This is a genomic window from Methylobacterium sp. J-067 (genome assembly GCF_022829465.1).
Lineage (GTDB): Bacteria > Pseudomonadota > Alphaproteobacteria > Rhizobiales > Beijerinckiaceae > Methylobacterium > Methylobacterium litchii.
In genome coordinates this window covers 48,251-74,916 of the sequence record NZ_JAKSXZ010000108.1, presented here as the reverse complement: position 1 = coordinate 74,916, position 26,666 = coordinate 48,251, and the positions used below count along the sequence as shown (strand labels likewise).

General features: G+C 69.7%; 25 protein-coding genes. 13 read left to right on the top strand and 12 right to left on the bottom strand.

The window, feature by feature from the left end:
• The 4 genes from MKK52_RS14310 to MKK52_RS14295 all read right to left on the bottom strand — a co-directional run bounded on the left by MKK52_RS14310 (position 1) and on the right by MKK52_RS14295 (position 4,813).
• A complete protein-coding gene (locus MKK52_RS14310) occupies positions 1-2,649 on the bottom strand; it encodes a TIGR02302 family protein (RefSeq protein ID WP_409564668.1) in 2,649 nt (882 codons plus the stop codon).
• A 58-nt stretch (positions 2,650-2,707) separates the two neighbouring features.
• A complete protein-coding gene (locus MKK52_RS14305; RefSeq protein ID WP_243954837.1) occupies positions 2,708-3,916 on the bottom strand; it encodes a polyhydroxyalkanoate depolymerase in 1,209 nt (402 codons plus the stop codon).
• A 292-nt stretch (positions 3,917-4,208) separates the two neighbouring features.
• A complete protein-coding gene (locus tag MKK52_RS14300) occupies positions 4,209-4,448 on the bottom strand; it encodes a hypothetical protein (RefSeq protein WP_243954835.1) in 240 nt (79 codons plus the stop codon).
• Positions 4,449-4,603: 155 nt separating this feature from the next.
• Complete coding sequence (locus tag MKK52_RS14295) at positions 4,604-4,813, bottom strand: hypothetical protein (protein WP_243954833.1); 210 nt, start codon at positions 4,811-4,813, stop codon at positions 4,604-4,606.
• A gap of 202 nt (positions 4,814-5,015) precedes the next feature.
• Between MKK52_RS14295 and MKK52_RS14290 the strand changes: the two genes are divergently transcribed.
• Positions 5,016-5,666, top strand: coding sequence for a Maf-like protein (locus MKK52_RS14290; RefSeq protein ID WP_243955112.1), 651 nt, complete (start codon positions 5,016-5,018; stop codon positions 5,664-5,666).
• The gene (locus MKK52_RS14285) at positions 5,663-5,848 is read left to right on the top strand and encodes a DNA gyrase inhibitor YacG (RefSeq protein WP_409564667.1); all 186 of its coding nucleotides are present in this window, start codon (positions 5,663-5,665) and stop codon (positions 5,846-5,848) included. Before MKK52_RS14290 ends, MKK52_RS14285 begins: the two co-directional genes overlap by 4 nt.
• Positions 5,849-5,855: 7 nt before the next feature.
• On the opposite strand, the gene MKK52_RS14280 is transcribed toward MKK52_RS14285, so the two are convergent.
• On the bottom strand, positions 5,856-7,874 hold the full coding sequence (locus MKK52_RS14280; RefSeq protein WP_243954831.1) for a PAS domain-containing hybrid sensor histidine kinase/response regulator: 2,019 nt from the start codon (positions 7,872-7,874) through the stop codon (positions 5,856-5,858).
• A gap of 179 nt (positions 7,875-8,053) precedes the next feature.
• On the opposite strand from MKK52_RS14280, the gene MKK52_RS14275 reads away from it, so the two are divergent.
• The 9 genes from MKK52_RS14275 to MKK52_RS14235 all read left to right on the top strand — a co-directional run bounded on the left by MKK52_RS14275 (position 8,054) and on the right by MKK52_RS14235 (position 20,038).
• Complete coding sequence (locus MKK52_RS14275; protein ID WP_243954829.1) at positions 8,054-9,697, top strand: GMC oxidoreductase; 1,644 nt, start codon at positions 8,054-8,056, stop codon at positions 9,695-9,697.
• Between the two features lie 90 nt (positions 9,698-9,787).
• Positions 9,788-10,522, top strand: coding sequence for a hypothetical protein (locus tag MKK52_RS14270; RefSeq protein WP_243954827.1), 735 nt, complete (start codon positions 9,788-9,790; stop codon positions 10,520-10,522).
• A gap of 34 nt (positions 10,523-10,556) precedes the next feature.
• The gene (locus tag MKK52_RS14265) at positions 10,557-11,492 is read left to right on the top strand and encodes a LysR family transcriptional regulator (protein WP_243954825.1); all 936 of its coding nucleotides are present in this window, start codon (positions 10,557-10,559) and stop codon (positions 11,490-11,492) included.
• Positions 11,493-11,690: 198 nt separating this feature from the next.
• Complete coding sequence (locus MKK52_RS14260; protein WP_243954823.1) at positions 11,691-13,343, top strand: acetolactate synthase large subunit; 1,653 nt, start codon at positions 11,691-11,693, stop codon at positions 13,341-13,343.
• Positions 13,344-13,362: 19 nt separating this feature from the next.
• The gene (locus MKK52_RS14255) at positions 13,363-14,538 is read left to right on the top strand and encodes an iron-containing alcohol dehydrogenase (protein WP_243954821.1); all 1,176 of its coding nucleotides are present in this window, start codon (positions 13,363-13,365) and stop codon (positions 14,536-14,538) included.
• Positions 14,539-14,605: 67 nt separating this feature from the next.
• Positions 14,606-15,430 (top strand): poly(R)-hydroxyalkanoic acid synthase subunit PhaE, encoded by an 825-nt coding sequence (locus tag MKK52_RS14250; protein WP_243954819.1) that lies wholly within the window; start codon positions 14,606-14,608, stop codon positions 15,428-15,430.
• A gap of 61 nt (positions 15,431-15,491) precedes the next feature.
• Positions 15,492-16,562, top strand: coding sequence for a class III poly(R)-hydroxyalkanoic acid synthase subunit PhaC (gene phaC / locus MKK52_RS14245; RefSeq protein ID WP_409564674.1), 1,071 nt, complete (start codon positions 15,492-15,494; stop codon positions 16,560-16,562).
• A gap of 79 nt (positions 16,563-16,641) precedes the next feature.
• Positions 16,642-18,570: a CoA-transferase gene (locus MKK52_RS14240; protein WP_243955108.1), complete on the top strand. Its 1,929-nt coding sequence runs from the start codon at positions 16,642-16,644 to the stop codon at positions 18,568-18,570.
• Positions 18,563-20,038 carry an NAD-dependent succinate-semialdehyde dehydrogenase gene (locus tag MKK52_RS14235; RefSeq protein WP_243954815.1) on the top strand — a complete coding sequence of 492 codons (1,476 nt, stop codon included), beginning with the start codon at positions 18,563-18,565 and terminating at the stop codon, positions 20,036-20,038. Before MKK52_RS14240 ends, MKK52_RS14235 begins: the two co-directional genes overlap by 8 nt.
• Before the next feature lie 17 nt (positions 20,039-20,055).
• On the opposite strand, the gene MKK52_RS14230 is transcribed toward MKK52_RS14235, so the two are convergent.
• Positions 20,056-20,280, bottom strand: a complete 225-nt coding sequence (locus MKK52_RS14230) for a hypothetical protein (RefSeq protein ID WP_243954813.1) — start codon at positions 20,278-20,280, stop codon at positions 20,056-20,058.
• A 271-nt stretch (positions 20,281-20,551) separates the two neighbouring features.
• On the opposite strand from MKK52_RS14230, the gene MKK52_RS14225 reads away from it, so the two are divergent.
• A complete protein-coding gene (locus MKK52_RS14225; RefSeq protein WP_243955106.1) occupies positions 20,552-21,559 on the top strand; it encodes an NUDIX hydrolase in 1,008 nt (335 codons plus the stop codon).
• Between the two features lie 2 nt (positions 21,560-21,561).
• Here the strand turns inward: MKK52_RS14225 and panB are convergent, their stop codons facing one another.
• From panB to MKK52_RS14205, 4 genes are all read right to left on the bottom strand, one after another.
• Positions 21,562-22,380: a 3-methyl-2-oxobutanoate hydroxymethyltransferase gene (gene panB, locus MKK52_RS14220; RefSeq protein ID WP_243954811.1), complete on the bottom strand. Its 819-nt coding sequence runs from the start codon at positions 22,378-22,380 to the stop codon at positions 21,562-21,564.
• 100 nt (positions 22,381-22,480) lie between these two features.
• Entirely contained in the window at positions 22,481-23,071 is a 591-nt protein-coding gene (locus MKK52_RS14215) for a rhodanese-like domain-containing protein (protein ID WP_243954809.1), read from the bottom strand.
• Positions 23,071-23,880 (bottom strand): quinoprotein dehydrogenase-associated SoxYZ-like carrier, encoded by an 810-nt coding sequence (locus tag MKK52_RS14210; protein WP_243954807.1) that lies wholly within the window; start codon positions 23,878-23,880, stop codon positions 23,071-23,073. Before MKK52_RS14210 ends, MKK52_RS14215 begins: the two co-directional genes overlap by 1 nt.
• 41 nt (positions 23,881-23,921) lie before the next feature.
• Positions 23,922-24,890 carry a quinoprotein relay system zinc metallohydrolase 2 gene (locus MKK52_RS14205; protein ID WP_243954805.1) on the bottom strand — a complete coding sequence of 323 codons (969 nt, stop codon included), beginning with the start codon at positions 24,888-24,890 and terminating at the stop codon, positions 23,922-23,924.
• 106 nt (positions 24,891-24,996) lie between these two features.
• On the opposite strand from MKK52_RS14205, the gene MKK52_RS14200 reads away from it, so the two are divergent.
• Positions 24,997-25,581, top strand: coding sequence for a TetR/AcrR family transcriptional regulator (locus MKK52_RS14200; RefSeq protein WP_243954803.1), 585 nt, complete (start codon positions 24,997-24,999; stop codon positions 25,579-25,581).
• Here the strand turns inward: MKK52_RS14200 and queC are convergent.
• Both queC and queD read right to left on the bottom strand, forming a co-directional pair.
• Positions 25,562-26,284 carry a 7-cyano-7-deazaguanine synthase QueC gene (queC, locus tag MKK52_RS14195; protein ID WP_243954801.1) on the bottom strand — a complete coding sequence of 241 codons (723 nt, stop codon included), beginning with the start codon at positions 26,282-26,284 and terminating at the stop codon, positions 25,562-25,564. The genes MKK52_RS14200 and queC overlap by 20 nt on opposite strands.
• Positions 26,274-26,630, bottom strand: coding sequence for a 6-carboxytetrahydropterin synthase QueD (queD, locus tag MKK52_RS14190; protein ID WP_243954799.1), 357 nt, complete (start codon positions 26,628-26,630; stop codon positions 26,274-26,276). The genes queC and queD overlap by 11 nt, the downstream gene beginning before the upstream one ends.
• Positions 26,631-26,666 lie beyond the last annotated feature (36 nt).

Here is a 26,666-nt window from a genome sequence, read left to right as displayed (position 1 = left end):
TCAGTTCCGCCGCAGCAGCCGCTCGAAGTAATCCAGTTCCTCCTGCGGCCGGCTCGGGTCGCCGAGCTTGCGGCGCAACTCTTCCATGATCCGGCGGGCGCGCTGGACGGCCGATTCGTCGGCGGTCGGCACGCGGACGCGGCCGTCGCTCATCTCCTTGCCGCGCGTCGGGCGGCCGAGGGGATCGTCGTCGCGGGCGCCGGCTTGGCCCTCCTGGCCCGGCTGCTGGCCCTCGCCCTGCTGGCCTTCGCCCTGGGCCTCGGCCATCTCCTGCATCTGCTGTGCCATGCCCTCGGCCCCGCGCTGGAGCCCGTCGAGGGCGCGGCCCTGGGCATCGACGGCATCGCCTTCCTGGCCGTCCTTCAGCGCCTGCTCGGCGTCGCGCATGGCCTGCTCGGCATCGTCGAGCCCCTGCTCACCGCGCATGCCGTTCTCCTTCATGCGCTGTTCGAGGTCTTGAAGGCGCTCGCGCAGGGCCTGCTGCCGGTCGCCGGGGCTGCCGCCCTGCTGGCCCTGCTGCTTCTTCCCGCCCTGCTGCCCTTGCTGGCCCTGTTGCCCCTGCTGTTGCTGTTGCTGGCCGCCGCGCTGGCCCTGCTGCGGCTCGCCCCGGTTCGACGGGCGCTGCTGGCCGTTTCGCGGCTGCTGTCCGTCCTTGAACGTCTCGTCGCGCAGATCCTGCTGGTCGCGGGTCATCTGGTCGAGGTCGCGCATCTGCTTCTGCATCTGCTTGGCGGCCTCGTTGCCCTGCTGGCCCTTCTGCGCCGTCTGCAGGTTTTCCAGGATGTTGCGCAGCTGCTCCATCAAGCGCTGCGCTTCGGCGGTATCACCGCGCTTCATCGCGTCGGCCATGTCCTGGATCATCTTGTTGAGATCCTCGGGCGTGACCGACTTCGCGTTCTTCTGGTCGCCGCGCTGCTGCTGGCTCTGCTGATTCGGATCACGACCCTGCTTCTGGGCCATTTCGTTGAGGAACTTGTCCAGGGCCTGCTTCAGGTCCTGCGTCAGGCGCTTGATCTCATCGTCGGGCGCGTTCCGATCAATGGCCTCCTTCAGGCGGTCCTGGGCCTGCCGCAACTGCTTCTCGGCATCGGACAGGTCGCCGTCCTCGATCTTGAGTGCCATCTCCCAGAGGAGATCGGCGACCTCCGTGAGTTCGGCATCGGTCCTGGCCCGGCGCAGGCGGTTCGTCGCCGTGCGCAGGCCGAGGAAGATCGCCGGCTGCGGGGTGAACAGGTTCGGCGCGATGAGCAGGGCGTCGAGTCCGGCCTGGACGCGCGGACGGCCGCTGTCGGGCTCGGTGACGAGGCGGCGGCGCTCCTCGGCGAGGGAGCGTGCGAGGGGATCGCGGAACGGGCGGCCCGGCAGGGTCATCTCGCTGACCGGGGTGGTACCCTCCTGCCCGGCCTCGTCCTTCACGACGATGTGGAAGCGCACCCGCGCGCCGGCCCAGGGATTGTCGGTGAGGTCGACCAGGGACTTCGTGTCCGCCTGCCCGCTCGGATCGGAGGGCAGCGCCAGGGCGATATGCGGCGGCGGCACCAGCGAGCGGCCGGGCTTCAGCGGCTGCACCAGCCCCTCGGCGGAGGCGATGCCGTAATCGTCCTTGGCGCGGTAGGTCAGGTTGAACGTGCCGCGCCCGTTCACCTCGGGCCCGCCCACGAGCGTGACCTCGGGGGCGTTGTCGGGGATCGCATCGATGGTCAGGCGCTGGGTGCCGGCGGGGGTGGCGAGCGTCAGGTCGGCGGCGCCGGTCACGCGGAAGCGCTCCTCGCGCAGGTCCGGGCGCGGGGCCTGCCCCGGCACGGACACGAGGCCGCGCGCGGGGGTGAGGTTCGTGTGCGCGCCCTGCCCCTCGCCCGCGATGCGGACGATGAGTTGCGAGTTCACGGGCGCGCGCAGGTGCTGGTCGCCCGCGCCGATGGAGATCAGGAGCGGCGGCATCCGCGTGTAGAGCGGCGGGTCGATCCAGGCATCGACGCGGAAATTCGGGCCGGGGGCCGGCGGGGCGGTCCAGTCGAAGGCGGCGCCGAGGCGCTGGCGCCATTCCGGCCCCGCGACGAACAGGGCGGCGACGGTGGCGACGATCAGCCCGGCGCGGAGCGCGTAGGGGTCGCGCCGGACCATGCCGGGCTTCGGACGGCCGACCCGGAGGGCCGCCACCGCCCGCGCCGCCCGCGCGCGGTGCAGCTCCCACAGGGCACGGCTGCCGGCGTCGCCCGTGCCGACGGCGAGCACATCCTCCGCCGCAGAGGCAGGGCCGTGGGCGAAAATCGGATCGCGGCCGGCGGCCTCCCGGTCGAGCCGGGCGAGCGCGGCGCTGCGGCCGGGGCGCGGCAGGCGGACGAGGGGGATCAGCGTGGCGACGAAGGCCAGGGCGAAGAGGCCGAGGCCGATCTTCCGCCACAGCGGCGGGAGGTCGAGCCACAGACCGGCCCAGGACAGGGCAAGGAAGGCGAGGACGAGACCGAGGCTGCGCCACAGGATCGGCCACGCGGCCTCCCACAGGACGACGGCCTTCGCCTGGGCGACGAGGCGATCGAGCCGTGCGGCCTCGCCGGACTTCGTCCGCGGGCCGTCCGCTCCGTCACCGCGTTGGCTGCTTGTCACGCTGCCCGATCCGCCGTTCCGCCCCGGCGCCGCAGCGCCCATCCACCGAGGTTAGCATGGTGGCCCCGGCCGGACGCCGGGTCAAATCGGCGCTGCGGGCTCAGGCGTGCGACTGGATGAAGTTGCGCACCTGCGGGTAGATCTGGTTCTCCCATTTCCGCCCGGCGAAGACCCCGTAATGGCCGACGCCCGCCTGGAGATGGTGGGTGCGCATGTAGGGGGGCAGGCTGGTGCAGAGATCGTGCGCGGCCATGGTCTGGCCGGGGGCGCAGATGTCGTCGCGCTCGCCCTCCACCGTCATCAGCGCCGTCCGGCGCACGGCGCGCATGTCGATGGCCTCGCCCCGCCACGTCAGCTCGTTCTTGGCCAGCGTGTAGTCCTGGAACACGGTCTTGACCGTCTCCAGGTAGAAATCCGCCGCGAGGTCGAGGACGGCGAAATACTCGTCGTAGAAGGATTCGATGGCCGTCGCCTTGTCGACCTCGCCGTTGGCGAAGTGCCAGAACAGGTCGGCATGGCCCTGGATGTGCCGCTTGGCGTTCATCGACATGAAGGCCGAGACCTGCACGAAGCCGGGATAGACCTTCCGCCCGGCGCCCTTGTGGCGGGACGGGACGGTGGCGATCAGGTTCTGCTCGAACCACTCGATGGGCTTCGAGGTGGCGAGTTCGTTCACCCCCGTGGGGTTCACGCGGCAATCCACCGGCCCGGCCATCAGCGTCATGCTGCGCGGCGCGGCGGGGTCCTTGGTCTGGGCCATGACGGCGGCGGCGGCGAGCGCCTGCACCGCCGGCTGGCAGACGGCGACGATGTGCGAGCCTTCGCCCATCGTCTGCAGGAAGCCGACGAGGTGGGCGACGTAATCGTCGAAGCCGAACACCCCGTCCGACAGCGGCACGTCGCGGGCGTTGTGCCAGTCGGTGATGTAGACGTCGTGGTCGGGCAGCATGGTCCGCACGGTCGCGCGCAGCAGCGTCGCGAAATGGCCGGAGAGCGGCGCCACCACGAGCACCTTCGGCTGCTCGGTCACGATGTCCTTGCGGAAGCGCAGCAGCGTGCCGAAGGGCGTGACCTCGACCTTCTCCTCCGCGACCGCCACCTCGCGGTTGCCGACCATCACGGTCTCGATCCCGTAGGCGGGCCGCGCGAAGGTCAGGCCGGTGCGCATCATCATGCGCGCGCCCGCCGACATCCAGTTGATCGGCTCGCCCCACATCGCCCAGGGCGACCAGGCGGAATCGAGGAGGCGGCCCCAGCCCCTCATCTGCTGGGCGAGATCGCTTTGCAGATCGAACGCATCGTACAGCATCGGTCGGGAGCTCGCAGGTGCGCGGCCCGGCACGCGGGCGAAGACAAGAGGAGGCGGAGGCGCAGGCCTTACGGGCAAATGCATCTGCATGACCCACCAACGATGTGCCTCGACCGCCGCCCCGGCAACTCCCCCTTAGGAGAGTCTCCTCCCGAAACGGTTCACCTGTGGCAACGATGCACCAATTTTAATGCGTACTCCGCTTTAAACCCGGTGCCCAGCGCGCCTCATCGGCAGAAAACTGCAAGCCTCCGATGAAAAAGCGGTCAGTTCGGCCGGCTATAGGACCCCGTCAGGAAGCTTGCCGGGTGATGACGGCCCGGTCGGTGCGGCGATGCTCGCAGGCGACCTTGAGGTAGCGGTCCCCGCCGCCCGGCAAACCGGCCTGCGCGGCCATGGCCTGGGCATGCATCAGGCACTCCATGGGCGAGTGCGCGGGGGAGACGATGACGTCGAAGGCGGTGTCGCGGGAGCAATCCTGCGCGATCAGCGTCCCGGCACAGACCAGGGCAACGGCCAACAATTCGGGCATGACGGACCTCATGTTCGAGTGTTCGAAAGGTCCGCGGAATGCTCCGGCGTGCGAGCGACCGCGTTCTTGTTGCCTGGACGTCGCCTCCACCCATCAAACGGCTAAGCATGTGCCATGCCAGCCGGATCAAAACCTTTGAAATCAGTCGAAACGCGTCAGGCGCGAGCCGGAAGCCACTGCGTCTCGGGCTCCTCGGACGGCAGCAGGGTCGCCACCGCGTCGAGGTCGACGACGAAACGCTCGGTGAGGAGGCGCCACATCTCGGCGGTGGAGCCGGCCTTCTGGCGCAGTTCGCTCACCGCGTTGGCGACGCCGGACGTGTTCACGAGGACCGGCCGGAGAACTCGGGGATCTACGTTGGGCATCGGATTCAAACCCGCTTCGTTAGCGGAGATTGTTGTCGATCGTGGTTAACGCTCGGTTAATGGCAGGCATTCGCGAGGGCTCAGCGAGATGAGCCGGGCCTCCGTCCGCGTGGTTCACAAGATCGGCGCCTTCCCCTATCAAGCGCGCAGCAAAGGGCCGGCCCGGCACAGCCATGGCGGGGGCCGGCCGGACCGGAGCATCATGGACGCCTCCCCCGACACCGCTGGCGCCCCGGCGCGCGCGACACGCCTCGTCCTCGCCTCGGCCTCGCCGCGCCGGCTCGCGCTGCTGCAGCAGATGGGGATCGAGCCGGACGCCCTCCTGCCCGCCGACATCGACGAGACCCCGCGCAAATCCGAGCCGCCGCGCGATCTCGCCCGCCGTCTCGCGCGCTCGAAGCTCGCCGCGGCGGAAGCGGCCCTGCACGGGGCACAGGACGCGACGCCGACATGGCTGCTGGCCGCCGACACGGTGGTGGCGGTGGGCCGGCGGGTGCTGCCCAAGGCCGAATTGCCTGACGAGGCGGCCGATTGCCTGCGCCTGCTCTCGGGGCGGCAGCACCGCGTTTACACGGCGGTGTGCCTGCTCTCGCCCAAGGGGCGGCGCGAACGGGTGATCGAGACGCGGGTGCGCTTCAAGCGCCTCTCCGGCCGCGACATCCAGGGCTATCTCGATTCCGGCGAGTGGCGCGGCAAGGCCGGCGGCTACGCGATCCAGGGGATCGCGGGCGCCTTCGTGGTCAAGCTCGTGGGCTCCTATAGCGCCGTGGTCGGCCTGCCGCTCTACGAGACGCTGAGCCTGCTCGACGGCGAGGGCTATCCCGTCCGCGCGGCCTGGGGGGGGGCGGCGTGAGAGGCGCGCCCTGCCCGATCTGCCGCAAGCCGGCGGTACCCGAATTCAGCCCGTTCTGCTCGCAGCGCTGCGCCGACGTCGATCTCGGCCGCTGGTTCAACGAGCGCTACGCGGTCCCCGTCGAGGACGACGAGGAGGAGGCGCAGCCGGAGCCGCGCCGCCCCCTGTCGGACGACGAGTGAACCGCCCTCACGCCGCCTTGCGCTGAAGCGGGGCGAGGAGGTCTGGCAGGGCCTTCAGGTCGAGGGGCTTCGGCAGGAAGCCATCGAACCCGGCCGCGTGCGCCTTCGCCTCGTCGTCGCGGCTGGCGTTGGCGGTGAGCGCGATGAGCCGCAGATGCCCGCCCTGCTCCGCCTCGGCCGCACGGATCTGCCGGGCGACGTCGTGCCCGTCGAGCCGGGGCATGCGGATATCGATCAGGGCGAGGTCGAACGGGCTGGAATCCCTGAAGCGCTCCACCGCCTCGGCCCCGTCGGGCGCGTGGACGACGTGGCAACCCAGCCGCTCCAGGGCGCGGGTCGCGAGCAGCGTGTTGATCGGGTTGTCCTCCGCGAGGAGCACCCGCAGGCTCCCGGAGGCCGGCGCGGGCTGCGGGGTCGGCTGAACGGGCGCGGCGACGGCCGGCGAGACCGCCAGTTGCTCCACCAGCGAGCGCGCCCGCACCGGCTTGATGAGATAGCCGTCGAACCCGGCGGAGGCCGGCGCGCCGAAATCCCGGCGGTCGAAGGGCGAGAGCAGCACGACGCGGCGGCGCACGCCGCAGCTGCGGGCGGCCTCGGCGATCCGGCGCACCGCTGTGTCGCCCAGCGCCCGATCGGCGATCACGGCGTCGAAGGCGACCGCCGAGAGGGCATCGAGCCCTTCCTCCAGGCCGCGCACGATCACCGCCGCGCCGCCGTGGCGGGCGAGCGCGCTGGCGAGATACGGCGCCTGGTAGGGTGAATCGGCCACGATCAGGCAGCGCCGCCCGGCGAGGCGCGGCGCCTCGGCCGCCCCCTCGCCCTCGACCGGCGCGACCGGCAGCGGCAGCAGGGCGCGGAAGGTCGAGCCCATCCCGACGCGCGACTGCGCCTCGACGCGCCCGCCCATCCGCGTGGCGAGGCGGCGCGTGATGGCGAGGCCGAGGCCCGTGCCCTCGTGGCGGTTGGCGCCCTTCTCGTCCCCCTGCTCGAATTCCTCGAACAGGCGCGGCAGGCGCTCCGCCGGGACACCCGGACCCGTATCGGTGACGGTCACGGCGAGCCCGTCGCGGCCGAAGGCGAGGGCGACGCCGACGCCGCCGCGCTCGGTGAACTTGATGGCGTTGCCGGCGAGGTTGAGCAGGATCTGGCGGAAGCGGTCGGCATCGCCGATCAGCGAGGGCGGCACCTCGGCGGCGACGTCGAGGGCGATTTCCAGCCCCTTGTCCTGGGCGCGGGGCGCCAGAAGCTCCACGACGCCCTCCGCCACGGCGGCGGCGTCGAAGGGCTCGGCGGCGAGGTCGAGGCGCCCGGCCTCGATCCGCGAGAAATCGAGGATGCCGTCGATGAGCCCGAGGAGCGCCTTGCCGCTCGCCCGCACCGCGTCGACATAGGTCTTCTGCTCGGGGTCGAGCCCCGTGCCGATCAGAAGATCGGTCATGCCAATGATGCCGTTGAGCGGCGTGCGCATCTCGTGGCTGACGGTGGCGAGGAAGCGGGACTTCGCCACGCTTGCGCTCTCGGCCCGCGCCAGGGCGGCGTCCAGGGCCTTCACCGCCTCGACGCGCTCGGTGATGTCGCGGCCCGCGCGCATCCATTGCATCGGCCCGTCGCCGTCCGCGACCGGCACTTCCACCACGTCGAACCAGCGCTCGCGGCCGTCGGCGGCGATGATGCGGGTCTCGATCCGGCGCAGCCCGTCGGCGCGCACCGAGACCGTCTCCCCGTCGAGGACATGCGGCTCGATCGACTCGCCGAGCAGGTCGGCGGGGGCACGGTCGAACAGCCGCGCATAGCCCTCGTCGGCGTAGGTGATGCGCCCGTGCACGTCCCGCTGCACGACGTGGTCGGTGGTCGCGGCCACGAGGGTGCGGTAGCGTTCCTCGCCCTCGCTCGCCCGCCAGACGCGGTCGTGCAGACTCTCTTCCTCGCTGTCCGCCACCCGGCGGCGCCGGACGCGGGACGCCATCGCGATGCCGCCCGCCATCGCGAGCAGGATGGCCGCCAGGATAAGTTCGGTGATCGGCATGAACGTCTCCGCGCCGGGTCGAGCGGGGACGTTCGCAAACGAACCTGAAGGTGACGTCAGGAAAAGCACTTAACCACTGGTTGCTGTGGATACACGTCGCGGGGGAATTTGAAGCGGGCGCCCGATCCAGGCGGCGCCTTGGGCGTTGGCTGCGCGGAACGGATCCAGCGGAGACTTGGATGCAGGGCGAACGCTACGACGTCATCATCATCGGCTCGGGCCCCGGCGGTGGGACGATGGCCTGGCGCCTCGCCCAGACCGGCAAGCGCATCCTGCTGGTGGAGCGCGGGGACTACCTGCGCCGGGAGCCGCGCAACTGGGACAGCCAGGCGGTGATCGTCGATGGGTACTATCAGGCCAAGGAGACGTGGTATTCCTCGGAGGGAAAAAGCTTCCATCCCGGCCTGCACTACTATGTCGGCGGCAACTCGAAGTTCTACGGCTCGATCTTGTTTCGCCTGCGCGAGAAGGATTTCGGCGAGATCCACCATCAGGACGGTCTCTCGCCCGCATGGCCGGTCGGCTACGACGAGTTCGAGCCGTATTATCAGGCGGCCGAGGAACTGTTCCACGTCCACGGCTTGCGCGGCGAGGACCCGACGGAGCCCTGGGCCAAGAAGCCCTACGCGCATCCGCCCGTCACCCACGAGCCGCGCATCGAGCAACTCTCCGAGGACCTGAAGCGCGAGGGCCATCACCCGTTCCACCTACCGGTGGGGGTGCGCCTCCAGGAGCGTGACGGCCAGCCGCTCTCGACCTCGCCCTGCATCAAGTGCGAGTCGTTCGACGGCTTCCCCTGCCCCACCAACGGCAAGTCGGACGCGCAGGTGATGTGCGTCGATCCGGCGCTGCGCGACTGCCCGAACCTCACCCTCTCGACGCGGACCTATGTCGAGCGCCTCGTCACCGACGCGGCGGGCCACAGCGTGACCGGCATTGAGGGCACCTGCGACGGCAAGCCCTTCTCAGCCAGCGCCGACCTCGTGGTCGTCGCCTGCGGCGCTCTCTCCTCGGCGCTGCTGATGCTACGCTCCGCGACGGACAAGCATCCGGACGGGCTCGCCAACGCCTCGGGGCAGGTCGGGCGCAACTACATGCGCCACAACAACTCGACGGTGCTGGCGATCTCCAAGATCCCCAACCCGACGCGCTTCCAGAAGACGCTCGGCGTCAACGATTTCTACTTCGGCGACCCGGACCCGAAGGACAATTGGGAGTTCCCCCTCGGCCATATCCAGATGGTCGGCAAGTCGGACGGGGCACAGGTTCACGGCGAAGGTCTGCCGGGCTTCCTGCAATGGTTTCCTGAGAAGCCGTTCGATTGGATCGCCAAGCACTCCGTTGATTTCTGGCTGACCACCGAGGACATTCCGAAGGCGGAGAACCGCATCTTCTACAAGGGCGGCAAGGTCCATCTCGACCTCACCGAAACCAACGCGGAGGCGCACAAGCGCCTGCGCCGCAAGCTGCAGGAGCTGTGCGACAAGACCCACATCCACCCGCACCTGTTCGACCGCTCGCTCTATCTCGGCAAGGACGTGCCCATCGGCGGCACCGCCCACCAGGCCGGGACGCTGCGCTTCGGCACCGATCCGGCGACCTCCGTCCTCGACCGGGACTGCAAGGCCCACGGGCTCGACAACCTGTACGTGACGGATGCGAGCTTCTTCCCGTCGATCGGGGCGGTGAACCCGACGCTGACGATCATCGCCAACGCCCTGCGGGTGGCCGACCGGCTCATCGCGCGCCTGGGCGCCCGTGACGAGATCCCCGCGCCCCGTCTTTTCGACCACACGGAGTCCAGCGAACCCCTTCCCGCGTGAGGCGGGCGAGGGCATCCTCGTCGCGGAGCGAATCCTGCATCGATGGCGCGGGACCGGCGTTGCCATCGGCGGAGCCAAGCGAGTCGAGTCATGAGTACGCCCGCTGCCGGTCTGTCGCCCCTGTGCGAGGCCATCGCCCGTCGCCTCTATGAGCACGACGGGAGCGGCCTCGCGGGGGCGCCCGATTGGGAGGGGGACCGGCTGGACGGCGAGCATCCGGGCCTGCGCGAGCGTTATCGCGCCCGCGCCGAAGCCCTGCTCGACGGACCGCTGAAGGACTTCATCGCGGGCCTTGAGCGCGGCGACCAGTTGCGCGGCGAGATGGAGGAGGAGTTGCGCGTCCTGCGCCGCCAACGGATCGCGGCGGAGCGGGAGCGCGAATTGCTCGAAGCCAACAACCGGATGCTGGAGCGCGCCCGCAAAGCCGACGCGGCCCGCGCCGAGACCGAGGCCGCGCTGAAGACCCTGGAGCGAGAGCGGGACGTCGCCCGCGAGGCGGAAGCCTTCTGGCAGCAATTCGCCTTCGATGCCGACGACCTCGCCACCCAGCGCCTCGTCGCGGCGGCGGACGCGCAGGCGGCGGCCGAGCGCGAGGCGATCCGCGAACGGGCCCAGCGGGAGCGGATCGAGGGGGCGCTGAAGCTCTTCGCCGACCGGGCCGACATGATGCCGAAGGAGGGCTGGATCTCGGACCTTCTGGGCTCGAACCGCGACCTGCCGCTCTGGTGGTTCCACGCCGCGCAGGTCGCCCTGCAACGGGCCGAGCCCGCCGCCGACTACAAGCCGCCGGGGGCGGAGCGGCCCGGCGAACGCGGGGCCCGCTGATGCGAAGCGCCGGCCGGAACCGGGCGCCCCGCTGATGGCGATCGACCACGTCGATCTCGCCCGGCTCGACCTCAACCTGCTCGTCGCCCTCGACGCGCTGTTGCAGGAGTGCAGCGTCACGCGGGCCGCCGCGCGGATCGGCATCGGCCAATCGGCCATGAGCGCGAGCCTCGCCCGCCTGCGCCGGCTGTTCGACGACGAGCTCTTGACCCGCGCCCCGGACGGGATGCGCCCGACGCCCCGCGCGCTCGCCCTGGCCGAGCCCCTGCGCGGGGTGCTGCGCGGGGTCCAGGCGCTGGTTCACCGGGAGGAGCAGTTCGATCCGGCGACGGTGGAGCGGACCTTCATCGTCAGCCTGCCGGACAGTCTCGAAATCCTGCTCGGGCCACGCCTCGTGGCGCATCTGCGCACCCATGCGCCCGGCATCCGGCTGCTGCTGCGCTCGGTGGAGGCGGTGCGCATCCTCGACGAACTCGACGCCGACCGGGTCGACCTCGCCCTCGGTTTCTTCACGCGGGGGCAGGTCCACCACAAGCAGCGCCTGCTCTACCGCGACAGCTACGTGGTGCTGTTCAACGCGGACCTCGTCGGGGTCGAAGCGCCGATCAGCCTGAACGATTACCTCCGGTTCCCCCACGTCCTGACCTCCCTGCGCGAGACCGCGCACGGGGTGGTGGACGATGCGCTGGCGTTGATCGGGCGCTCGCGGGAACTCGCCGTGACGACGCCGCGCTTCCTCGTGGTGCCCTCCCTCGTGCGGGCGGCGCCCCTGATCGCGACGATGCACGCGCGGCTCGCGACCTTCTTTGCCGGCTCGCTGGGGCTCAGCGTGAGCCCGGTGCCGGTCCCTCTCGATGAGGTCACTGTCTCCATGCTCTGGCATGCCTCATACGACCGGGATCCAGCCCATCGCTGGTTGCGAAACCTGCTCGTTCAGTTGTCCGGGGACAGTCCAACAGCCCTGGAATGAGAACCGGCGTCATCTGTGACTTGTGAACGGCTCCCGGCCTTGACCGGGCGGGTATGGGAATCCTCTAACCGGGGCGAGCAGGGACGGATCTCGTCGTCCCGAACGAACCCCGTGGGCGGGCCGCCGTGGCGACGGGCGGTCCCGCACCTCAGCCGAACGCTTCCGTTCCGCCCCCTCGTCACCTCAGCGGACAATACGATGCCCAAAGGATCAGACCTTCTCGTCGCAGCCCTGGAGAACGAGGGTGTCGATCGCATCTTCGGCATTCCCGGCGAGGAGAATCTCGACGTGGTCGAGGCCCTGCGGACCTCGAAGATCCAACTGGTGCTGACGCGCCACGAGCAGGCCGCCGCCTTCATGGCCGCGACCCACGGGCGCCTCACCGGCCGTCCCGGCGTGTGCCTCTCGACCCTCGGCCCGGGGGCGCTCAACTTCTCGACGGGCGCGGCCTACGCCCATCTCGGCGCCATGCCGATGATCATCATCACCGGCCAGAAGGGCATCCTGTCCTCGCGGCAGGCCAAGTTCCAGATCGTGGACGTGATCAGCTCGATGAAGCCGATCACCAAGATGGCCCGGCAGATCGTCTCGGCCTCCTCGATCCCGACCATCGTGCGCGACGCCTTCCGCGTCGCCATGGAGGAGCGGCCCGGCCCGGTCCTGCTCGAACTGCCGGAGGACATCGCGTCCGAGCAGGCCGAGGCGAGCCTCGTACCCTCGCACCCGATCGACATCCCGGTGGCCCATCCGAAGGCCATCGCCCGCGCGGCCGAACTGATCCTCCAGGCCGAGCGCCCGCTCATCATGCTCGGCGCCGCCGCGAGCCGGCCCCGCGCCACGGGCGAGCTCGGCGGCTTCGTCCACCGGACGCAGATCCCGTTCTTCACCACGCAGATGGGCAAGGGCACCGTTGCGGGCGGCACGCAGCTCTACATGGGCACGGCCGCCCTCTCCGAGCGCGACTACGTCCACGAGGCCATCGACCGGGCCGACCTGATCATCGCCATCGGCCACGACACGATCGAGAAGCCGCCCTTCTTCATGGGCCAGAAGGACCAGAAGGTCGTCCATATCGGCTACGTGCCAGCCAACGTGGAGGAGGTGTACTACCCCGACGCGGAGGTGGTGGGTGACCTCGGCCCGACCCTGAAGCTGCTCGCCGACGAGCTGGAGGGCAAGCTCCCCAACGCGGGCGCGCTCCTGCACCTGCGCGAGCACATCCTCAGCCACATCTCCGACCGGGCCACCGAGGACCGGTTCCCGGTGACGCCGCAACGCCTCGTCCACGATGTGCGCCAGGTGATCCCGGAGGACGGAATCGTCTGCCTCGACAACGGGATGTACAAGATCTGGTTCGCCCGGAACTACCGCACCTACGTCGCCAACACGCTGCTCCTCGACAACGCGCTGGCCACGATGGGCGCGGGCCTGCCCTCCGCGATGATGGCGGCGATGCTGTATCCCGAGCGCCGCGTGATGGCGGTGTGCGGCGACGGCGGCTTCATGATGAACAGCCAGGAGATGGAGACCGCGGTGCGCCTCGGCCTCAACCTCGTGGTGCTGGTGCTGGACGATTCGGCCTACGGGATGATCCGCTGGAAGCAGGCGGTCGATCATTTTGAGGATTACGGCATGACGTTCCGCAACCCGGACTTCGTGAAGTACGCCGAATCCTACGGCGCCACGGGCCACCGCATCGGATCGGTGCAGGACCTCGTGCCGACCCTCGACAAGGCGTTCAACGCGGGCGGCGTCCACCTTGTGGCAGTGCCGATCGACTACTCGGAGAACACCCGCGTGCTGGTCGAGGAGCTGCGCGCGAAGGTGAAGCCCTTCGAGCAGGCCCAGTGAGCCGGAGGACAGGCACGCCATGAACCCGTTCACCTTCCAGACCACGCCGAACGTCCTGTTCGAGGCCGGTGCCTCGAAGAAGCTCCCCGACATCGTGGCGAGCTACGGCGCCAAGCGCGTCATGCTCGTCACCGACAAGGGCGTCCGGGCGGCGGGCCTCACCCGCTCCGCCGAGGAGGCCCTGGCCAAGGCGGGCATCGCCATCGACGTCTACGAGGACGTCGTGGCCGATCCGCCCTCGTCGGTGATCGAGGCCGCCGCCGCCCGCGCGCGGGATCTCGGCACGGACCTCGTCCTGTCCATCGGCGGCGGGTCGGCGCTGGATACGGCCAAGCTCGTCGCCTACCTCGCCAAGTCGGACGACAAGCTGGAAGACATCTACGGCGTCGGCCTCGCCAAGGGCGACCGCCTGCCGCTGATCCTCGCGCCGACCACCGCCGGGACGGGCTCGGAGGTGACGCCGATCTCCATCGTCACCACACCGACCACCGAGAAGAAGGGCGTCGTGGCACCGAAGCTCCTGCCCGATTGGGCGGTGCTCGACCCGGAGCTGACGCTGGGCCTGCCGGCCCACGTCACCGCCGCCACCGGCATCGACGCGATGGTGCACGCCATCGAGGCCTTCACCAGCAAGAACAAGAAGAACCCGATCTCGGACCAGCTCGCCAAGCAGGCGCTGGCGCTGCTCTCGGCCAACATCCGCACCGCCTGCTCGGACGGCAAGAACGTCGAGGCGCGCTCCGGCATGCTGCTTGGCTCGATGCTGGCCGGCATGGCCTTCGCGAACGCGCCGGTCGCCGCCGTCCATGCGCTCGCCTATCCGGTGGGGGCGATCTTCCACGTTCCGCACGGGCTCTCGAACGCCCTGGTGCTCATGGGCGTGATGCGCTTCAACCTCAGCCACGCGCAGGGGCTCTACGCGGAACTGGCGCCGATCCTCGACCCCGCCGCTGCCAACCTGCCGGAGGCCGAGGCCGCCGCCCGCTTCGTGGAATGCCTCCAGGCGATCTGCCACGATTGCAAGGTGCCGGCCTCGCTCAGCGAAGTCGGCGTCAAGGAGGGCGACCTCGAGCGCATGGCGACGGACGCCATGAAGCAGACCCGCCTCCTCGTGAACAACCCGCGCGAAGTGACCTACGACGACGCCTACGCGATCTACGCCGGGGCGCTCGGCGAGGTCCGCCCGGCGGCCTGACCGGACGATCCGAACCGAAACACGGGCCGCGCGATGCCGTGCGGCCCGGCAGGGGGAAGGCGCCAGGATGGACCAGTTCGACGCGTTCAAGGCGATGGGCGAGTTCTGGGCCCGCACGGGGATGGGCTTCCTCACGCCCCCCGGCATGGGCAACAATGCGGCGGGCTTCGGCGCCTTCCCGCCGGCCGGCGACCTCAACCCCTTCGCGGAGGCGCAGACCTCCCTCACCCAAGCCTGGGCGGCGGCGACCTCCCTGTCGCAGACGCTGGCCGCCTCGCTCCAGGGCGTGGCCGCGACCAGCGACCCCACGGCGGGCGCCGTTCTGGCGCGGATCTTCGACCCCCAGGCCTGGCTCGGCGGCACCAGCGATTTCAGCGCGACCCTCAACCGGATGTCCGAGGGGCCGCAACTCGCCGACCTGTGGCAATCCGAGAAGCGCTTCGCCGCCCTGTTCACGGCCTTTGCCGCCCTGCGGCAGGCGCAGGGCAAGCATCAGGCGGTGATGCTCGACGCCTGGACGCGGGCCGCCGGCACCTTCGCCCGCGAGGCCAACGCCCGCGCGGTGCGCGGCGAGACCTACCCAACCGGCCGGGACATGATGCAGCACTGGATCGAGACCGCGAACGGCGTGCTCCTCGACGTGCAGCGCTCGGACGCCTTCCTCGCCTCCCAGCGGGACGTGCTCAAGGCGGCCACCGAGTTGCGCCTCGCGCAGCAGGACGTGGCCGGCTTCATGAGCGACCTCTACGGCCAGCCGAGCCGCGCGGAACTGGACGACGTCCACCGCAGCCTCACCGAGCTTCGCCGGGAGGTCCGCTCCCTCAAGAAGGACAAGCGCGCCGCCACGAAGCGCGCGAAGGCCGGGGCGACACGGGAGGAAAGCCATGGCTGAGACCACGGACAGCGGGCACGGCCTGCCGGCCGCCACGCCCCTCGACCTCACCCCCGCCGAGATGATGGCGGAGGTCGGCGCCCTCGGGCGCAAGATGGCCGAGGGCGCCAAGCTCTTCGCCAGCGTCCGCGACGAGGACGTGCGCATCGCCACGACCCCGAAGGACCTCGTCTGGAGCCAGGACAAGGTCAGCCTCTACCGCTACCGGCCCCTCGCCGAGAGCCGGGGCCTGCCGCCGGTCCTGATCGTCTACGGGCTGATCGGCCGCTACACGATGGCGGACCTGCAGGAGGACCGCTCCCTCGTCCGCAACCTGCTGAACCTCGGCCTCGACCTCTACGTGGTCGATTGGGGCAACCCCGGCCGGGCCGACCGCTTCGTCACCATAGACGATTACGTCGACGGCTACCTCGCCGAATGCGTCGCCTTCATCAACGACACGACGAACCGCGAAAAGGTGAACCTCCTCGGCATCTGCGAGGGCGGCGTCTTCACCACCTGCTACGCGGCGCTCTACCCCGAGACCGTCAATGCCATGGTGTTGACGATCACGCCGGTCGATTTCCACGCCGACACCGTGGAGAACCGCAAGGGCCACGGCTTCATCAACATCTGGGTGCGCTCGCTCTCGGCCGAGGACATCGACCAGTTGATCGCCGCGCAGGGCTCCCTGCCGGGGGAGTTCATGGGCTCGGTCTTCTCCATGATGACGCCCATGCGCACCATGACGAAGTACAACCTCGATTTGCTCGAAGCCCTCGACGACCGCAAGAAGTTCCTGAACTTCCTGCGCATGGAGAAATGGATCTCCGACCGGCCGGACCATCCCGGCGAGGCGGCCAAGCAATGGCTGAAGGACCTCTACCAGGACAACAAGCTGGTGAAGAGCGACTTCGAACTCGGCGGGCGCAAGGTGGAACTGAAGAACATCACCTGCCCGGTGTTGAACGTGTTCGCGCAGGACGACCACATCATCCCGCCTGCGACCTCGCAGGCCCTGCGCGGCAAGATCGGCACGGAGGATTACACCGAACTCGGCCTACCCGGCGGGCATGTCGGCGTGTTCGTCGGCGGCAAGGCGCAGAAGCTCCTGGGCTCCGGCATCGCGGATTGGATCGCCGCCCGTGGCTGACGGACAACGCCTGCCCACCGGCCTCAAGAACAAGATCGTCACCGCCGACGAGGCCGTGGCCATCGTGCAGGACGGCGACATGGTCGCCGTCTCCGGCTTCGTCGGCATCGGCACGCCCGACGAACTCATCCTGGCGCTCGCCAAGCGCTTCACCGAGGGCAAGGGCCCCCGCGACCTCGGCCTGATGTTCGCCGCCGCCCCCGGCGACGGAAAGGATCGCGGCCTCAACCGCCTCGCCATGCCGGGCCTGATCCGCCGCGTTGTCGGCGGGCATTGGTCCCTCGTCCCGAAGCTCGGCGCCATGGCGATTGAGGGCACGATTGAGGCCTACAATCTGCCGCTGGGCGTGGTCTCGCACCTCTACCGGGACATCGCCGCCAAGACCGCCGGCCACATCACCAAGGTGGGGCTCCACACCTTCGTGGATCCGCGCAAGGGCGGCGGCAAGCTGAACGACCGGACGACGGAAGACCTCGTCAGCCTGATCGACCTGCACGGCGAGCCATGGCTGCATTACCGGACCTTCCCGGTGAACGTCGCGCTCATTCGCGGCACCACCGCCGACCCGGCCGGCAACGTCACGATGGAGCGCGAGGCGCTGACGCTCGACAACCTCGCCGCCGCCATGGCCGCGAAGAATTCCGGCGGCTTCGTCATCGCGCAGGTGGAGCGGATCGCCGAGAACGGCTCGCTGGCCCCGCGCGAGGTGACGGTGCCGGGCGTGCTGGTGGATTGCGTGGTGCTCTCGAAGCCCGAGAACCACCACCAGACCTACGCCACGCCCTACAACCACGCCTTCACCGGCCGCCAACGGGTGCCGCTCGACCGGATCGGCACCCTGCCCCTCGACATCCGCAAGGTGATCGCACGGCGCTGCGCCTTCGAACTGCCGATGGGCGGCGTCGTGAATCTCGGCATCGGCGTGCCGGAGGGCGTCGCCAAGGTGGCGGCGGAAGAGCGGGTGCTGAAATACCTGACGCTCACCGCCGAGCCCGGCGTGATCGGCGGCCTGCCCCAGGGCGGGCTCGATTTCGGCGCGGCGCTGAACCCGGCCGCCGTGCTCCACCAGAACCAGCAATTCGACTTCTACGACGGCGGCGGCCTCGACCTCGCCTGCCTCGGCCTCGCGGAGGCGGACGAAGAGGGCAACGTCAACGTCAGCCGCTTCGGCACGAAGCTGGCCGGAGCCGGCGGCTTCATCAACATCTCGCAGAACGCCAAGCGCCTCGTTTTCGCCGGCAGCTTCACGGCGGGGGGCCTCGACATCGGCCTCACGGACGGGACGCTGCGCATCCTGAACGAGGGCAGATCCAAGAAGTTCGTGCGCGCCGTGGAGCAGGTGACGTTCTCCGGTGCCTACGCGGCCGAGCGCGGCCAGCCGGTGCTCTACGTGACCGAGCGCTGCGTCTTCCGCCGCACCACCGAGGGCGTGGAACTGGTGGAGGTCGCGCCGGGCATCGACATCGAACGGGACATCCTCGCCCACATGGACTTCACGCCCATCGTGCGCGACCCCGCGCCGATGGATTCGCGCCTGTTCCGGGACGAGGCGATGGGCCTGGAGCACTGGCTGCTGGGCATGAGCCTGTCGGAGCGCATGTCCTACGATGCCGAACGGAATACTCTCTTCGCCAATTACGAGGGCTTCCAGGTCCGCACGGTGGAGGATGTCGACCTCGTGCGGCGGGAATTCGAGCGGACCTGCCAACAGATCGGCAAGCGTGTCCACTTGATCGCCAACTACGACGGCTTCGAGCTTGATCCCGCCGTGGCCGAAGCCTACTTCTCGATGATCGCCTATCTGGAAAGCCGCTACTACGCCACGGCCTCGCGGTACACGACGAGTGCCTTCATGCGGCTCAAGCTCGGCGCCTCCCTGCAATCGCGGGATCTTGCGCCCCACGTGTTCGAGACGCGCGCGGAGGCTCAGGCCCGCAGCACGGCTCGCAGCGTGCCTCCGCGCGCCCAGACCGAGCCGTCGCCGCCCAAGGAACCGTTGGATGCCTGAGACCGGTGATCGGTTAACGCTGAAGAACCCCGAGCTTCTCGTGGAAGCCTGCCTCATCGGCGGGGAATGGTCGCAATCCGGCGCGGGCCAGATCGACGTCACCAACCCGGCCACCGGCGCGGTCATCGCGCGAGTGCCGAATGCCGGCGCCGAGGAGACGAAGCGCGCCATCCAGGCCGCGCACGCCGCCTATCCGGCCTGGCGCGCCAAGACCGCCAACGAGCGCGCCGTGCTGCTGCGCAAGCTCGCCGCCGTGATCACCGAGAACCAGGAGGATCTGGCGCAGATCCTCACCGCCGAGCAGGGCAAGTCCCTCGCCGAATCGCGGGGCGAGGTCGGCATGTCGGCCGCCTACGTCCTGTGGTTCGCGGAGGAAGCGCGCCGCGTCTACGGCGAGACCGTCCCCTCCCCCTGGGCGGACCGGAAGATCCTCGTCACCAAGGAGCCGATCGGCGTGGTGGCGGCGATCACCCCGTGGAACTTCCCCTCCTCGATGATCGCCCGCAAGCTCGCCCCGGCGCTCGCGGCCGGCTGCCCCATCGTCATCAAGCCCGCGTCGCAGACGCCCCTCTCGGGCCTCGCCTGGGGCAAGCTCTGCCAGATGGCCGGCATCCCGGATGGGCTGGTCTCGATCCTCACCGGCCCGGCCCGCGCCATCGGCGGCGAGCTGACCGGCAACCCGCTGGTCAAGAAGGTGACGTTCACCGGCTCCACCGAGGTCGGCAAGATCCTGCTCCAGCAGGCGGCTGGCACGGTGAAGAAGGTCTCGATGGAGCTGGGCGGCAACGCGCCCTTCATCGTCTTCGACGACGCAGACCTCGACCGCGCGGTGGCGGGCGCCATGCTCGCGAAGTTCCGCAACTCCGGCCAGACCTGCATCTGCACGAACCGCTTCCTCGTGCAGGACGGCATCTACGACGCCTTCGCCGAGAAGCTGGCCGAGGCGGCGAACAAGCTGAAGGTCGGCGACGGCACGCATGAGGGCGTGGCCCAGGGTCCGCTCATCGACATGGCCGCCGTGGAGAAGACCGAGGCCCATATCCGCGACGCCCTCGACAAGGGCGGCAAGGTCATCGCGGGCGGCCACCGCCACGCCCTGGGCGGCCAGTTCTTCGAGCCGACCGTCGTCGTGAACGCGACGCCTGCCATGGATGTCGCCCGCGAGGAGACCTTCGGACCCCTCGCCCCCCTCTTCCGCTTCAAGGACGAGGCCGAGGCGGTCCACATGGCCAACGACACCGAATACGGCCTCGCCTGCTACTTCTACACCCGCGACCTCGGCCGGATGTTCCGGGTCTCCGAGGCGCTGGAATACGGCATGGTCGGCGTCAACGAGGGCATCATCACCACCGAGGTGGCGCCCTTCGGCGGCGTGAAGGAATCGGGCCTGGGCCGCGAGGGCGGCCGGCTCGGCATCGAGGATTACCTCGAGGTGAAGTACATCTGCGTCGGCGGCCTCGGCGCCTGACGTCGCGCGGGGAGGCCTCAGGCCTCCTCGCTCTGCCGCATTCCGGCGAGCGCCGCCTCCGGCTTCGGCTGAGCGCCCGGCGCCGCCCCCTCCGCCTGCGACACAAGTCGAATGGCCCGCGCGGTCAGAAACCAGCATCCGGGATCGGAGGCACGGTCGCGCCCGCGATCGCGCGTGCGGAGCAGCCCGCGCCGCACGAGGGAGCGCACGGTGCGCATCTCACCGGGATCGGGGGTCGGCAAAGGCCCTTCGCACCACAGACGCCGAAGCATCGCCCGCTGTGCGGGGGTTAATTGCCACCAGAGATTTGGTGCTGTGCGTTCCGGCATCTTGAGTTTGGAATCAATCCAGATTCTCCCGCATACGCAAGGGATAATTTGGCAATTCCAACTGACATTCTCGTGCCCGCCCATGAGCAGTATACCAGTGCCGCCCCGCCGCGTTGACGGACGGCCCGTCCTCGCGCCTATAGCGCGGGGCGGCTTCGGGCAGGCGGGGGACGATTCCGGGCGCATGTCGGTCGCCGAGGAGAAGACGGGCGGAAGGACGGGCGCGGGCGACGGGCAACCGGAGACCGACCGCTCGGCCGTGGGCCTCGTGGCGGTGATCGTGGCCGCCAACGAAGGCGAGCCCCGCGCCTTGACGATTCGCGTGCCGGGACAGGCCACCTGCCGGGGCGACGGCCTTCCCGCCGGCCCCCTGGTGCCGGAGCACGCCACCCTGGAACGGGGCCTGCGCGCCTGGGTGGAACGCCAGACCAACCAGCGCCTCGGCTATGTCGAGCAGCTCTACACCTTCGGCGACCGCGACCGCTCCGGCAGCGACGACGCGCCGGCCGCGCACGCCCTGTCGGTGGCCTATCTCGCCCTGGTGCGGGAGGAGCGCCCCGCCGGCCTCGCCGAAGCCGCGTGGCACAATTGGTACCGCTACCTGCCCTACGAGGATTTCCGCCGGGGCCGCCCCGCGCAGCTCGATGCCATCGAGCCCCGGCTCATGGCCTGGGCCGCCGAGACCCCGGACAAGGCCCTGCGCCAGCGCCGCCTCGACCGGCTCGGCCTGACCTTCGGTATGAACGGCGGCACCTGGAACGAGGAGCGGGTGCTCGAACGCTACGAGTTGCTGTTCGAGGCGGGGCTGATCCCCGAATCGCGGGGCAATCCGGGGCCGGGCCGGGCGGGCGACCCGACCGGCGTGCCCATGGCCTTCGACCATCGCCGCGTGCTGGCCACGGCGATCGGCCGCCTGCGCGGCAAGATCAAATACCGCCCTGTCGTGTTCGAGTTGATGCCGCCGGAATTCACGCTGCTGCAATTGCAGCGGACCGTCGAGGCGCTGTCGGGCGTGCAATTGCACAAGCAGAACTTCCGCCGCCTCGTCGCCCAACAGGGGCTGGTCGAGGAGACGGAGAGCCTCACCAGCGGCGCCGCCGGCCGCCCCGCCCGCCTCGTGCGCTTCCGCCGGGAGGTGCTGCTGGAGCGCCCCGCGCCGGGCCTGCGCCTGTCCGCGCGCCGGGTCGGGTAGCGCTACCCGTAGGTCTGGTCCTGCCCCGGGAAGGTGCCGGCGCGGACCTCCTCGGCATAGGCCTGCACCGCCCCCTCGATATGGGCGCGCAGCGACCCGAACTGGCGCACGAATTTCGGCGTCCGCTCGGACAGGCCGAGCATGTCTTCCAGCACCAGGATCTGCCCATCGCAGACGGAGGAGGCGCCGATGCCGATGGTGGCGGCCGTCACCTTGGGCGAGGTCGCGATGGCCCGTGCCACCGGCTCCACGATGCCCTCCAGCACGATGGCGAAGGCCCCCGCCTCCGAGATGGCGCGGGCATCCTCCAGCAGGCGGCGCTCGTCGTCGGGCGCGCGACCCTGCACCTTGAAGCCGCCCATCACGTTCACCGCCTGCGGGGTGAGGCCGATATGGCCCATCACCGGCACGCCGCGCTGCACTAGGAAGGCCACCGTGTCGGCGAAGTGGGCGCCGCCCTCCATCTTGATCGCCCCGGCGCCGGTCTCCTTGAGCACGCGGGAGGCGTTGACGAAGGCCTGCTCCCGGCTCGCCTCGTAGGAGCCGAAGGGCATGTCCACCACGACGAGCGCCTTCGATGTGCCGCGCATCACCGCCTGCGCCTGAAGGATCATCATCTCCAGGGTGACGGGGATGGTCGATTCCATCCCGTGCATCACCATGCCGAGGGAATCGCCCACGAGGATGAAGTCGCAGAAGGGATCGACGATACCGGCGGTGTGCGCGTGATAGGCGGTGAGGGAGACGATCTTGCGCCCCTCAGTCTTGCGCTTGCCGATATCCACCGCCCGCAGGCGGCGGGATTGGATGACCTGGGACATCCCGCGCTCCCCAACGCTCACCGCCGGGATCCGGCGTGGCGCCTTATACGACAGGCGACGCCGTGAGCCAGGGGCCGGTCGCGGCGGAACGGGGGAGATGTCAGGGACCGCCGGCCTGCTTCCACTCCGGGTCCTCGGTGAGGTTCCGGGTCTCGTGGAAATCCTGCCAGCCCTCGACGCCCAGCGGGAACCAGTTCACCGCCGTATAGCCCTTGTCTACGAGGCGCTTGCCGGCGTTCCAGCTTCCCCAGCACTCCACATGGCAGAAGACCACGATGGGCTTGCCCTTGTCGCCGCCGGTCAATTGCTCCACGCGGTTGAAGAACAGGACCTCGCGCTCCGGCGGCAGGGGTGCCGCGCCCGCGTTCGGCAGCCAGACCGCGCCGGGAATCGACGGGTGGACCGGCAGCCAAAGCCGGCCCTCGGGGAAGTTGGCGGGCTTGCGCTCGCGCGGGGCCACGTCGATCAGCACCGGCTTGTCCGGGCCCGCGATCATCTCCGCGACCGCCGCCCCATCGACGACGTGGGCGCCCTTCAGGGTCGGGGGCGTGTAGCCCCGCTGCGGGCCGGTATAGAGACCCGGCGGCTCCGGCACGTTCACCGGCGAGTCGGCGGGCTCGGCGGCAGCAAGGCAGAGGGCGGCGGCCGTGATCGCCGCCGCCCGCCCTAGAAACAGGCCGCGAAGCCCCATCAGTTCGTCGGGCTCGGCGCGTTGAAGCTGTGCGACCAGCGACCACCCTGGTTGTCGCTCGCCGCGACCTTGATCGCCTTTCCATCCGGCTTGAAGCCGAAATTGATCACCGGGTTCGAGGCGATTGAGATGTCGCCCGTCATGGTGAAGACGGTCTCGTCGCCCGCCGAGACGGTGACCTTGTCGATGTAGCGGGCCGGCGTGAAATCGCGCGTCACCTGGTTCATCTGCATGCCCGAAAAGTTCGGGTGGCGGATCATCAGCGTCGCCTCGACGGGCTTGCCGGGCTGCGCTTCGGCGAACTTCATCCGCATGTCGCCCATGCCCTTCATGGCCTCCTCGTCGCTCATGCCCATGGGCGCCGAGCAGCCGCCGGAGGCCTTCACGAACTGCTTCGCCTCGTAGAGTTTGCCGTCCGGCGTCTCCACCACGGCGTGCATGTCCGTGTAGTTGTTCACCCGCACGCGCAGCTTCAGCTCACGGGTGTCGGCGGCCGGGCCGAACTCGAACTTGGCGGCGTAGGGCGCCGGGTTGTCGTCGATGATGAGCGAAACCGACTTGATCTTCTCGCGGTCGGGCATCGACAGGGTGATCGGCACGAGGGCCGCGTCCTCGGCGCGCTTGGGCGCTTCGATCTTCACCAGCGTGTCGGTGGATTCGATGGTCTTGTCGCCGAAGATCGACTTGGCGATCTCCTGCCAGCGCGCGTTGCGCTCCTGATCGGTATCGGATGCGCCCGCCGCGTGGGCGAGCGGCGCGAACAGGGTCGCGGCGGAGAAAGCGAGGGTGAAGGCGAGGGTCGGGCGCATGGCGTAGTCTCCCGTTGTTGCGTTTATCGGTTGATGACGGATCAATCCCACTCGAGTTCCTGGTAAGCCACCGTCACGTTGCGGCGGTTATAGTGCTCGAACAGCTTCCACTTGTCCTGCTGGCCCTGCGCGACCAATCCGACTGCCTTGTCGATGGGCACGTCCTTGGCGATGGCCGCCTTGGTCTCGTCCCGGAGCGCGGTGAGATAGGCGGTGAGGTCCGCCACGGCCGGAGCCAGCTCGACCCGCACCGGGCCATGGCCGGGCACCGCCTGCGCGGCGCCGGTCGCCTTGATCCGTTCCAGCTCCTTCAGCCAGCCCTTCAGGCTGCCGTCGAGGGAAGGGATACGTTCCACGAAGAGCAGGTCCGCCGGGAAGAGCAGGCCGCTCTTGGAATCGCGCATCGAGAGGTCGCTCGTCGTATGCGCCGGGCCATGGGCGGTGAAGACGAGTGTGCGGTCGCCGAGGTCGATCTCGGCCGTGTCCGCCACCGCCATCGTCGGGTAGACGACCGGCCCGGTCTTCTCCTCCCCGAACAGGTCGATCAGCCGCTTGCGGTAGAACTCGCCGCGCGCGTCCAGCGCCTCCTTCAGCTTGGCGTGGCCGACGAAGACCGGCTTGTCCGCCACGAAGGCTCCGGCGCCGAAGGCATGATCCGGGTGGACATGGGTGAGCACCACATGGGTGATCGGCTTGTCCGTGCGCTTGGCGATCTCGCTTCGCAGCCATTGCCCATCCGCGAGGCTTCCGCCGGATTCGGTGACGAGCACGCCATTCTCGCCGACGATGAAGCCGATATTGGCGATGGCATCCAGGTTCTGCGCATCGGCATCGGCGATGAGGCCCTTGCGGATGAAGATGCCGGGGCCGACCTCGTCCATCGTGAAGGTTTCGGCGTAGGCGCGCGGCGAAAGACCCGCCGTCCCGAGGCAGCACAGGCACAGGCCGCCGAACAGCGATTGCCGCCGCGTCAGGCCGCTTCTCGTCGGATGACCGGACGAAGCCGTCATGCCGAAACCTCCCGGTCTTTCTTTCCAACCAATTAGTAGGTAGATTTCGGTGGACGTCAAGCGGCGCTCATGCTTCCGTGATCGTGACGCAGGGCCGAGGAGAGCGATGCGGGACACCCGGGCCGAGTTGCTGATCGAGGCGGAGACCCTGGTGCGCAGCCGGGGCTATGCCGGCTTCAGCTATGCCGACCTCTCGGCGGCGGTGGGCATCCGCAAGGCGAGCATCCACCACCATTTCCCAACCAAGGCCGACCTCGCCGCCGCGCTGATCGCGGCCTACGAGGCTCGGTACGCCGAGGCGATGGCCTCGATCCGCGCCGAGGTGCCGGACGGGCCGGAGCGCATCGCGGCCTATGGCAAGCTCTATCTCGGCGGGGTCGAACAGGGGCTCGGCTGCCTCTGCGCGGCGCTGGCCATCGAGGGCGAGGCCCTGCCGGAGCGTCTGCGCGCGGACATCGTGGCGTTCTTCCGCAAGCACCTCGCATGGCTGGAGGACGTGCTGCGCGAGGGCGTCGCCGACGGGAGCCTGCGCCCCGGCCTCGAGCCCGCGACGCAGGCCCGCGCGATCCTCGCGACCCTCGAAGGGGCGCTGCTGATGGAGCGGCTGTTCGCGAGCCCGGCCGCCTTCGGGGATACGCTGGCGGCCCTGGTCGGCGGGCTCGCCGCCGGTTCTAGCCCGCCGTCGCCGTGAAGCGCGCGTAGCCTTCGGCCCGCAACTGGCAGGCGGGGCATCGGCCGCATCCATAGCCCCATTCGTGGCGTGCGCCGCGCTCGCCGAGGTAGCAGGTGTGGCTCTCCTCCACGATGAGGTCCGTGAGCCTCGTGCCGCCGAGGGATTGCGCGAGGCGCCACGTCGCCGCCTTGTCGATCCACATCAGCGGGGTGTGCAGCACGAAGCGGCGCTCCATCCCGAGGTTCAGCGCCACCTGCAGGGCCTTCACCGTGTCGTCCCGGCAATCCGGGTAGCCGGAATAATCCGTCTCGCACATGCCGGCGACGATGTGCCGGATGCCCCGCCGGTAGGCGAGCGCGGCGGCGAAGGTGAGAAAGACGAGGTTGCGCCCCGGCACGAAGGTGTTCGGGAGACCCGAGGCCTCGAAGCCGATCTCGGTCTCCCGCGTGAGCGCCGTGTCGGAGACGGCGCCCAGCGCGTCGAGGGACAGCACATGGTCCTCACCGAGGCGCTGCCCCCAGGCGGCATCGATGGCCGCGAGGCCGGTGCGCAGGCTCTCCCGGCAATCGAGCTCGATCCGGTGGCGCTGGCCGTAATCGAAGCCCAGCGTCTCGACGCGGTCGTAACGGTCGAGCGCCCAGGCGAGGCAGGTGGCCGAATCCTGCCCGCCGGAGAACAAGACGAGGGCGGCGTCGTCTCCCGCGATGCGCTCAGTCGCCATCGTACTCGGCCCAGGACATCGGCGTCTCGTTGATCCGCACCCGCGCGAGGCCGGGCAGGTCCGGCTTCAGGCGATGCCAGATCCAGGCCGCGATGTTCTCGGCGGTGGGATTTTCGAGCCCCTCGATCTCGTTGAGGCAATGATGGTCGAGCCGCAGCAGGAGCGGGCCGAAGATCGCCTCGATGTCGTAGAAGTCGATCACCCAGCCCGTCCGCTCATCGACCGGCCCCTCGACGGTCAGCTCGACCCGGTAGGAATGCCCGTGCATCCGGTGGCAGCGATGGGTCGCCGGAACGTTCGGCAGGCGGTGCGCCGCCTCGAAGGTGAAGGCCTGGGTGATTCTCATCGGAGGGTCGTTTCACTGAGGGGCGAGCGTGCCGCG

Bases quoted from the DNA above. Each gene is read 5' to 3' on its own strand.
- phaC (WP_409564674.1), top strand. From the start codon at position 15,492: ATGATGGCGGAGGTCGGCGCCCTCGGGCGCAAGATGGCCGAGGGCGCC.
- MKK52_RS14265 (WP_243954825.1), top strand. From the start codon at position 10,557: ATGGCGATCGACCACGTCGATCTCGCCCGGCTCGACCTCAACCTGCTC.
- MKK52_RS14275 (WP_243954829.1), top strand. From the start codon at position 8,054: ATGCAGGGCGAACGCTACGACGTCATCATCATCGGCTCGGGCCCCGGC.
- MKK52_RS14200 (WP_243954803.1), top strand. From the start codon at position 24,997: ATGCGGGACACCCGGGCCGAGTTGCTGATCGAGGCGGAGACCCTGGTG.
- MKK52_RS14290 (WP_243955112.1), top strand. From the start codon at position 5,016: ATGGACGCCTCCCCCGACACCGCTGGCGCCCCGGCGCGCGCGACACGC.
- queC (WP_243954801.1), bottom strand. From the start codon at position 26,284: ATGGCGACTGAGCGCATCGCGGGAGACGACGCCGCCCTCGTCTTGTTC.
- MKK52_RS14280 (WP_243954831.1), bottom strand. From the start codon at position 7,874: ATGCCGATCACCGAACTTATCCTGGCGGCCATCCTGCTCGCGATGGCG.
- MKK52_RS14225 (WP_243955106.1), top strand. From the start codon at position 20,552: ATGTCGGTCGCCGAGGAGAAGACGGGCGGAAGGACGGGCGCGGGCGAC.
- panB (WP_243954811.1), bottom strand. From the start codon at position 22,380: ATGTCCCAGGTCATCCAATCCCGCCGCCTGCGGGCGGTGGATATCGGC.
- MKK52_RS14240 (WP_243955108.1), top strand. From the start codon at position 16,642: ATGGTCGCCGTCTCCGGCTTCGTCGGCATCGGCACGCCCGACGAACTC.
- MKK52_RS14210 (WP_243954807.1), bottom strand. From the start codon at position 23,880: ATGCGCCCGACCCTCGCCTTCACCCTCGCTTTCTCCGCCGCGACCCTG.
- MKK52_RS14205 (WP_243954805.1), bottom strand. From the start codon at position 24,890: ATGACGGCTTCGTCCGGTCATCCGACGAGAAGCGGCCTGACGCGGCGG.
- MKK52_RS14255 (WP_243954821.1), top strand. From the start codon at position 13,363: ATGAACCCGTTCACCTTCCAGACCACGCCGAACGTCCTGTTCGAGGCC.
- MKK52_RS14305 (WP_243954837.1), bottom strand. From the start codon at position 3,916: ATGCTGTACGATGCGTTCGATCTGCAAAGCGATCTCGCCCAGCAGATG.
- MKK52_RS14300 (WP_243954835.1), bottom strand. From the start codon at position 4,448: ATGCCCGAATTGTTGGCCGTTGCCCTGGTCTGTGCCGGGACGCTGATC.
- MKK52_RS14235 (WP_243954815.1), top strand. From the start codon at position 18,563: ATGCCTGAGACCGGTGATCGGTTAACGCTGAAGAACCCCGAGCTTCTC.
- MKK52_RS14250 (WP_243954819.1), top strand. From the start codon at position 14,606: ATGGACCAGTTCGACGCGTTCAAGGCGATGGGCGAGTTCTGGGCCCGC.
- MKK52_RS14260 (WP_243954823.1), top strand. From the start codon at position 11,691: ATGCCCAAAGGATCAGACCTTCTCGTCGCAGCCCTGGAGAACGAGGGT.
- MKK52_RS14270 (WP_243954827.1), top strand. From the start codon at position 9,788: ATGAGTACGCCCGCTGCCGGTCTGTCGCCCCTGTGCGAGGCCATCGCC.
- MKK52_RS14310 (WP_409564668.1), bottom strand. From the start codon at position 2,649: ATGGGCGCTGCGGCGCCGGGGCGGAACGGCGGATCGGGCAGCGTGACA.
- queD (WP_243954799.1), bottom strand. From the start codon at position 26,630: ATGAGAATCACCCAGGCCTTCACCTTCGAGGCGGCGCACCGCCTGCCG.
- MKK52_RS14215 (WP_243954809.1), bottom strand. From the start codon at position 23,071: ATGGGGCTTCGCGGCCTGTTTCTAGGGCGGGCGGCGGCGATCACGGCC.
- MKK52_RS14295 (WP_243954833.1), bottom strand. From the start codon at position 4,813: ATGCCCAACGTAGATCCCCGAGTTCTCCGGCCGGTCCTCGTGAACACG.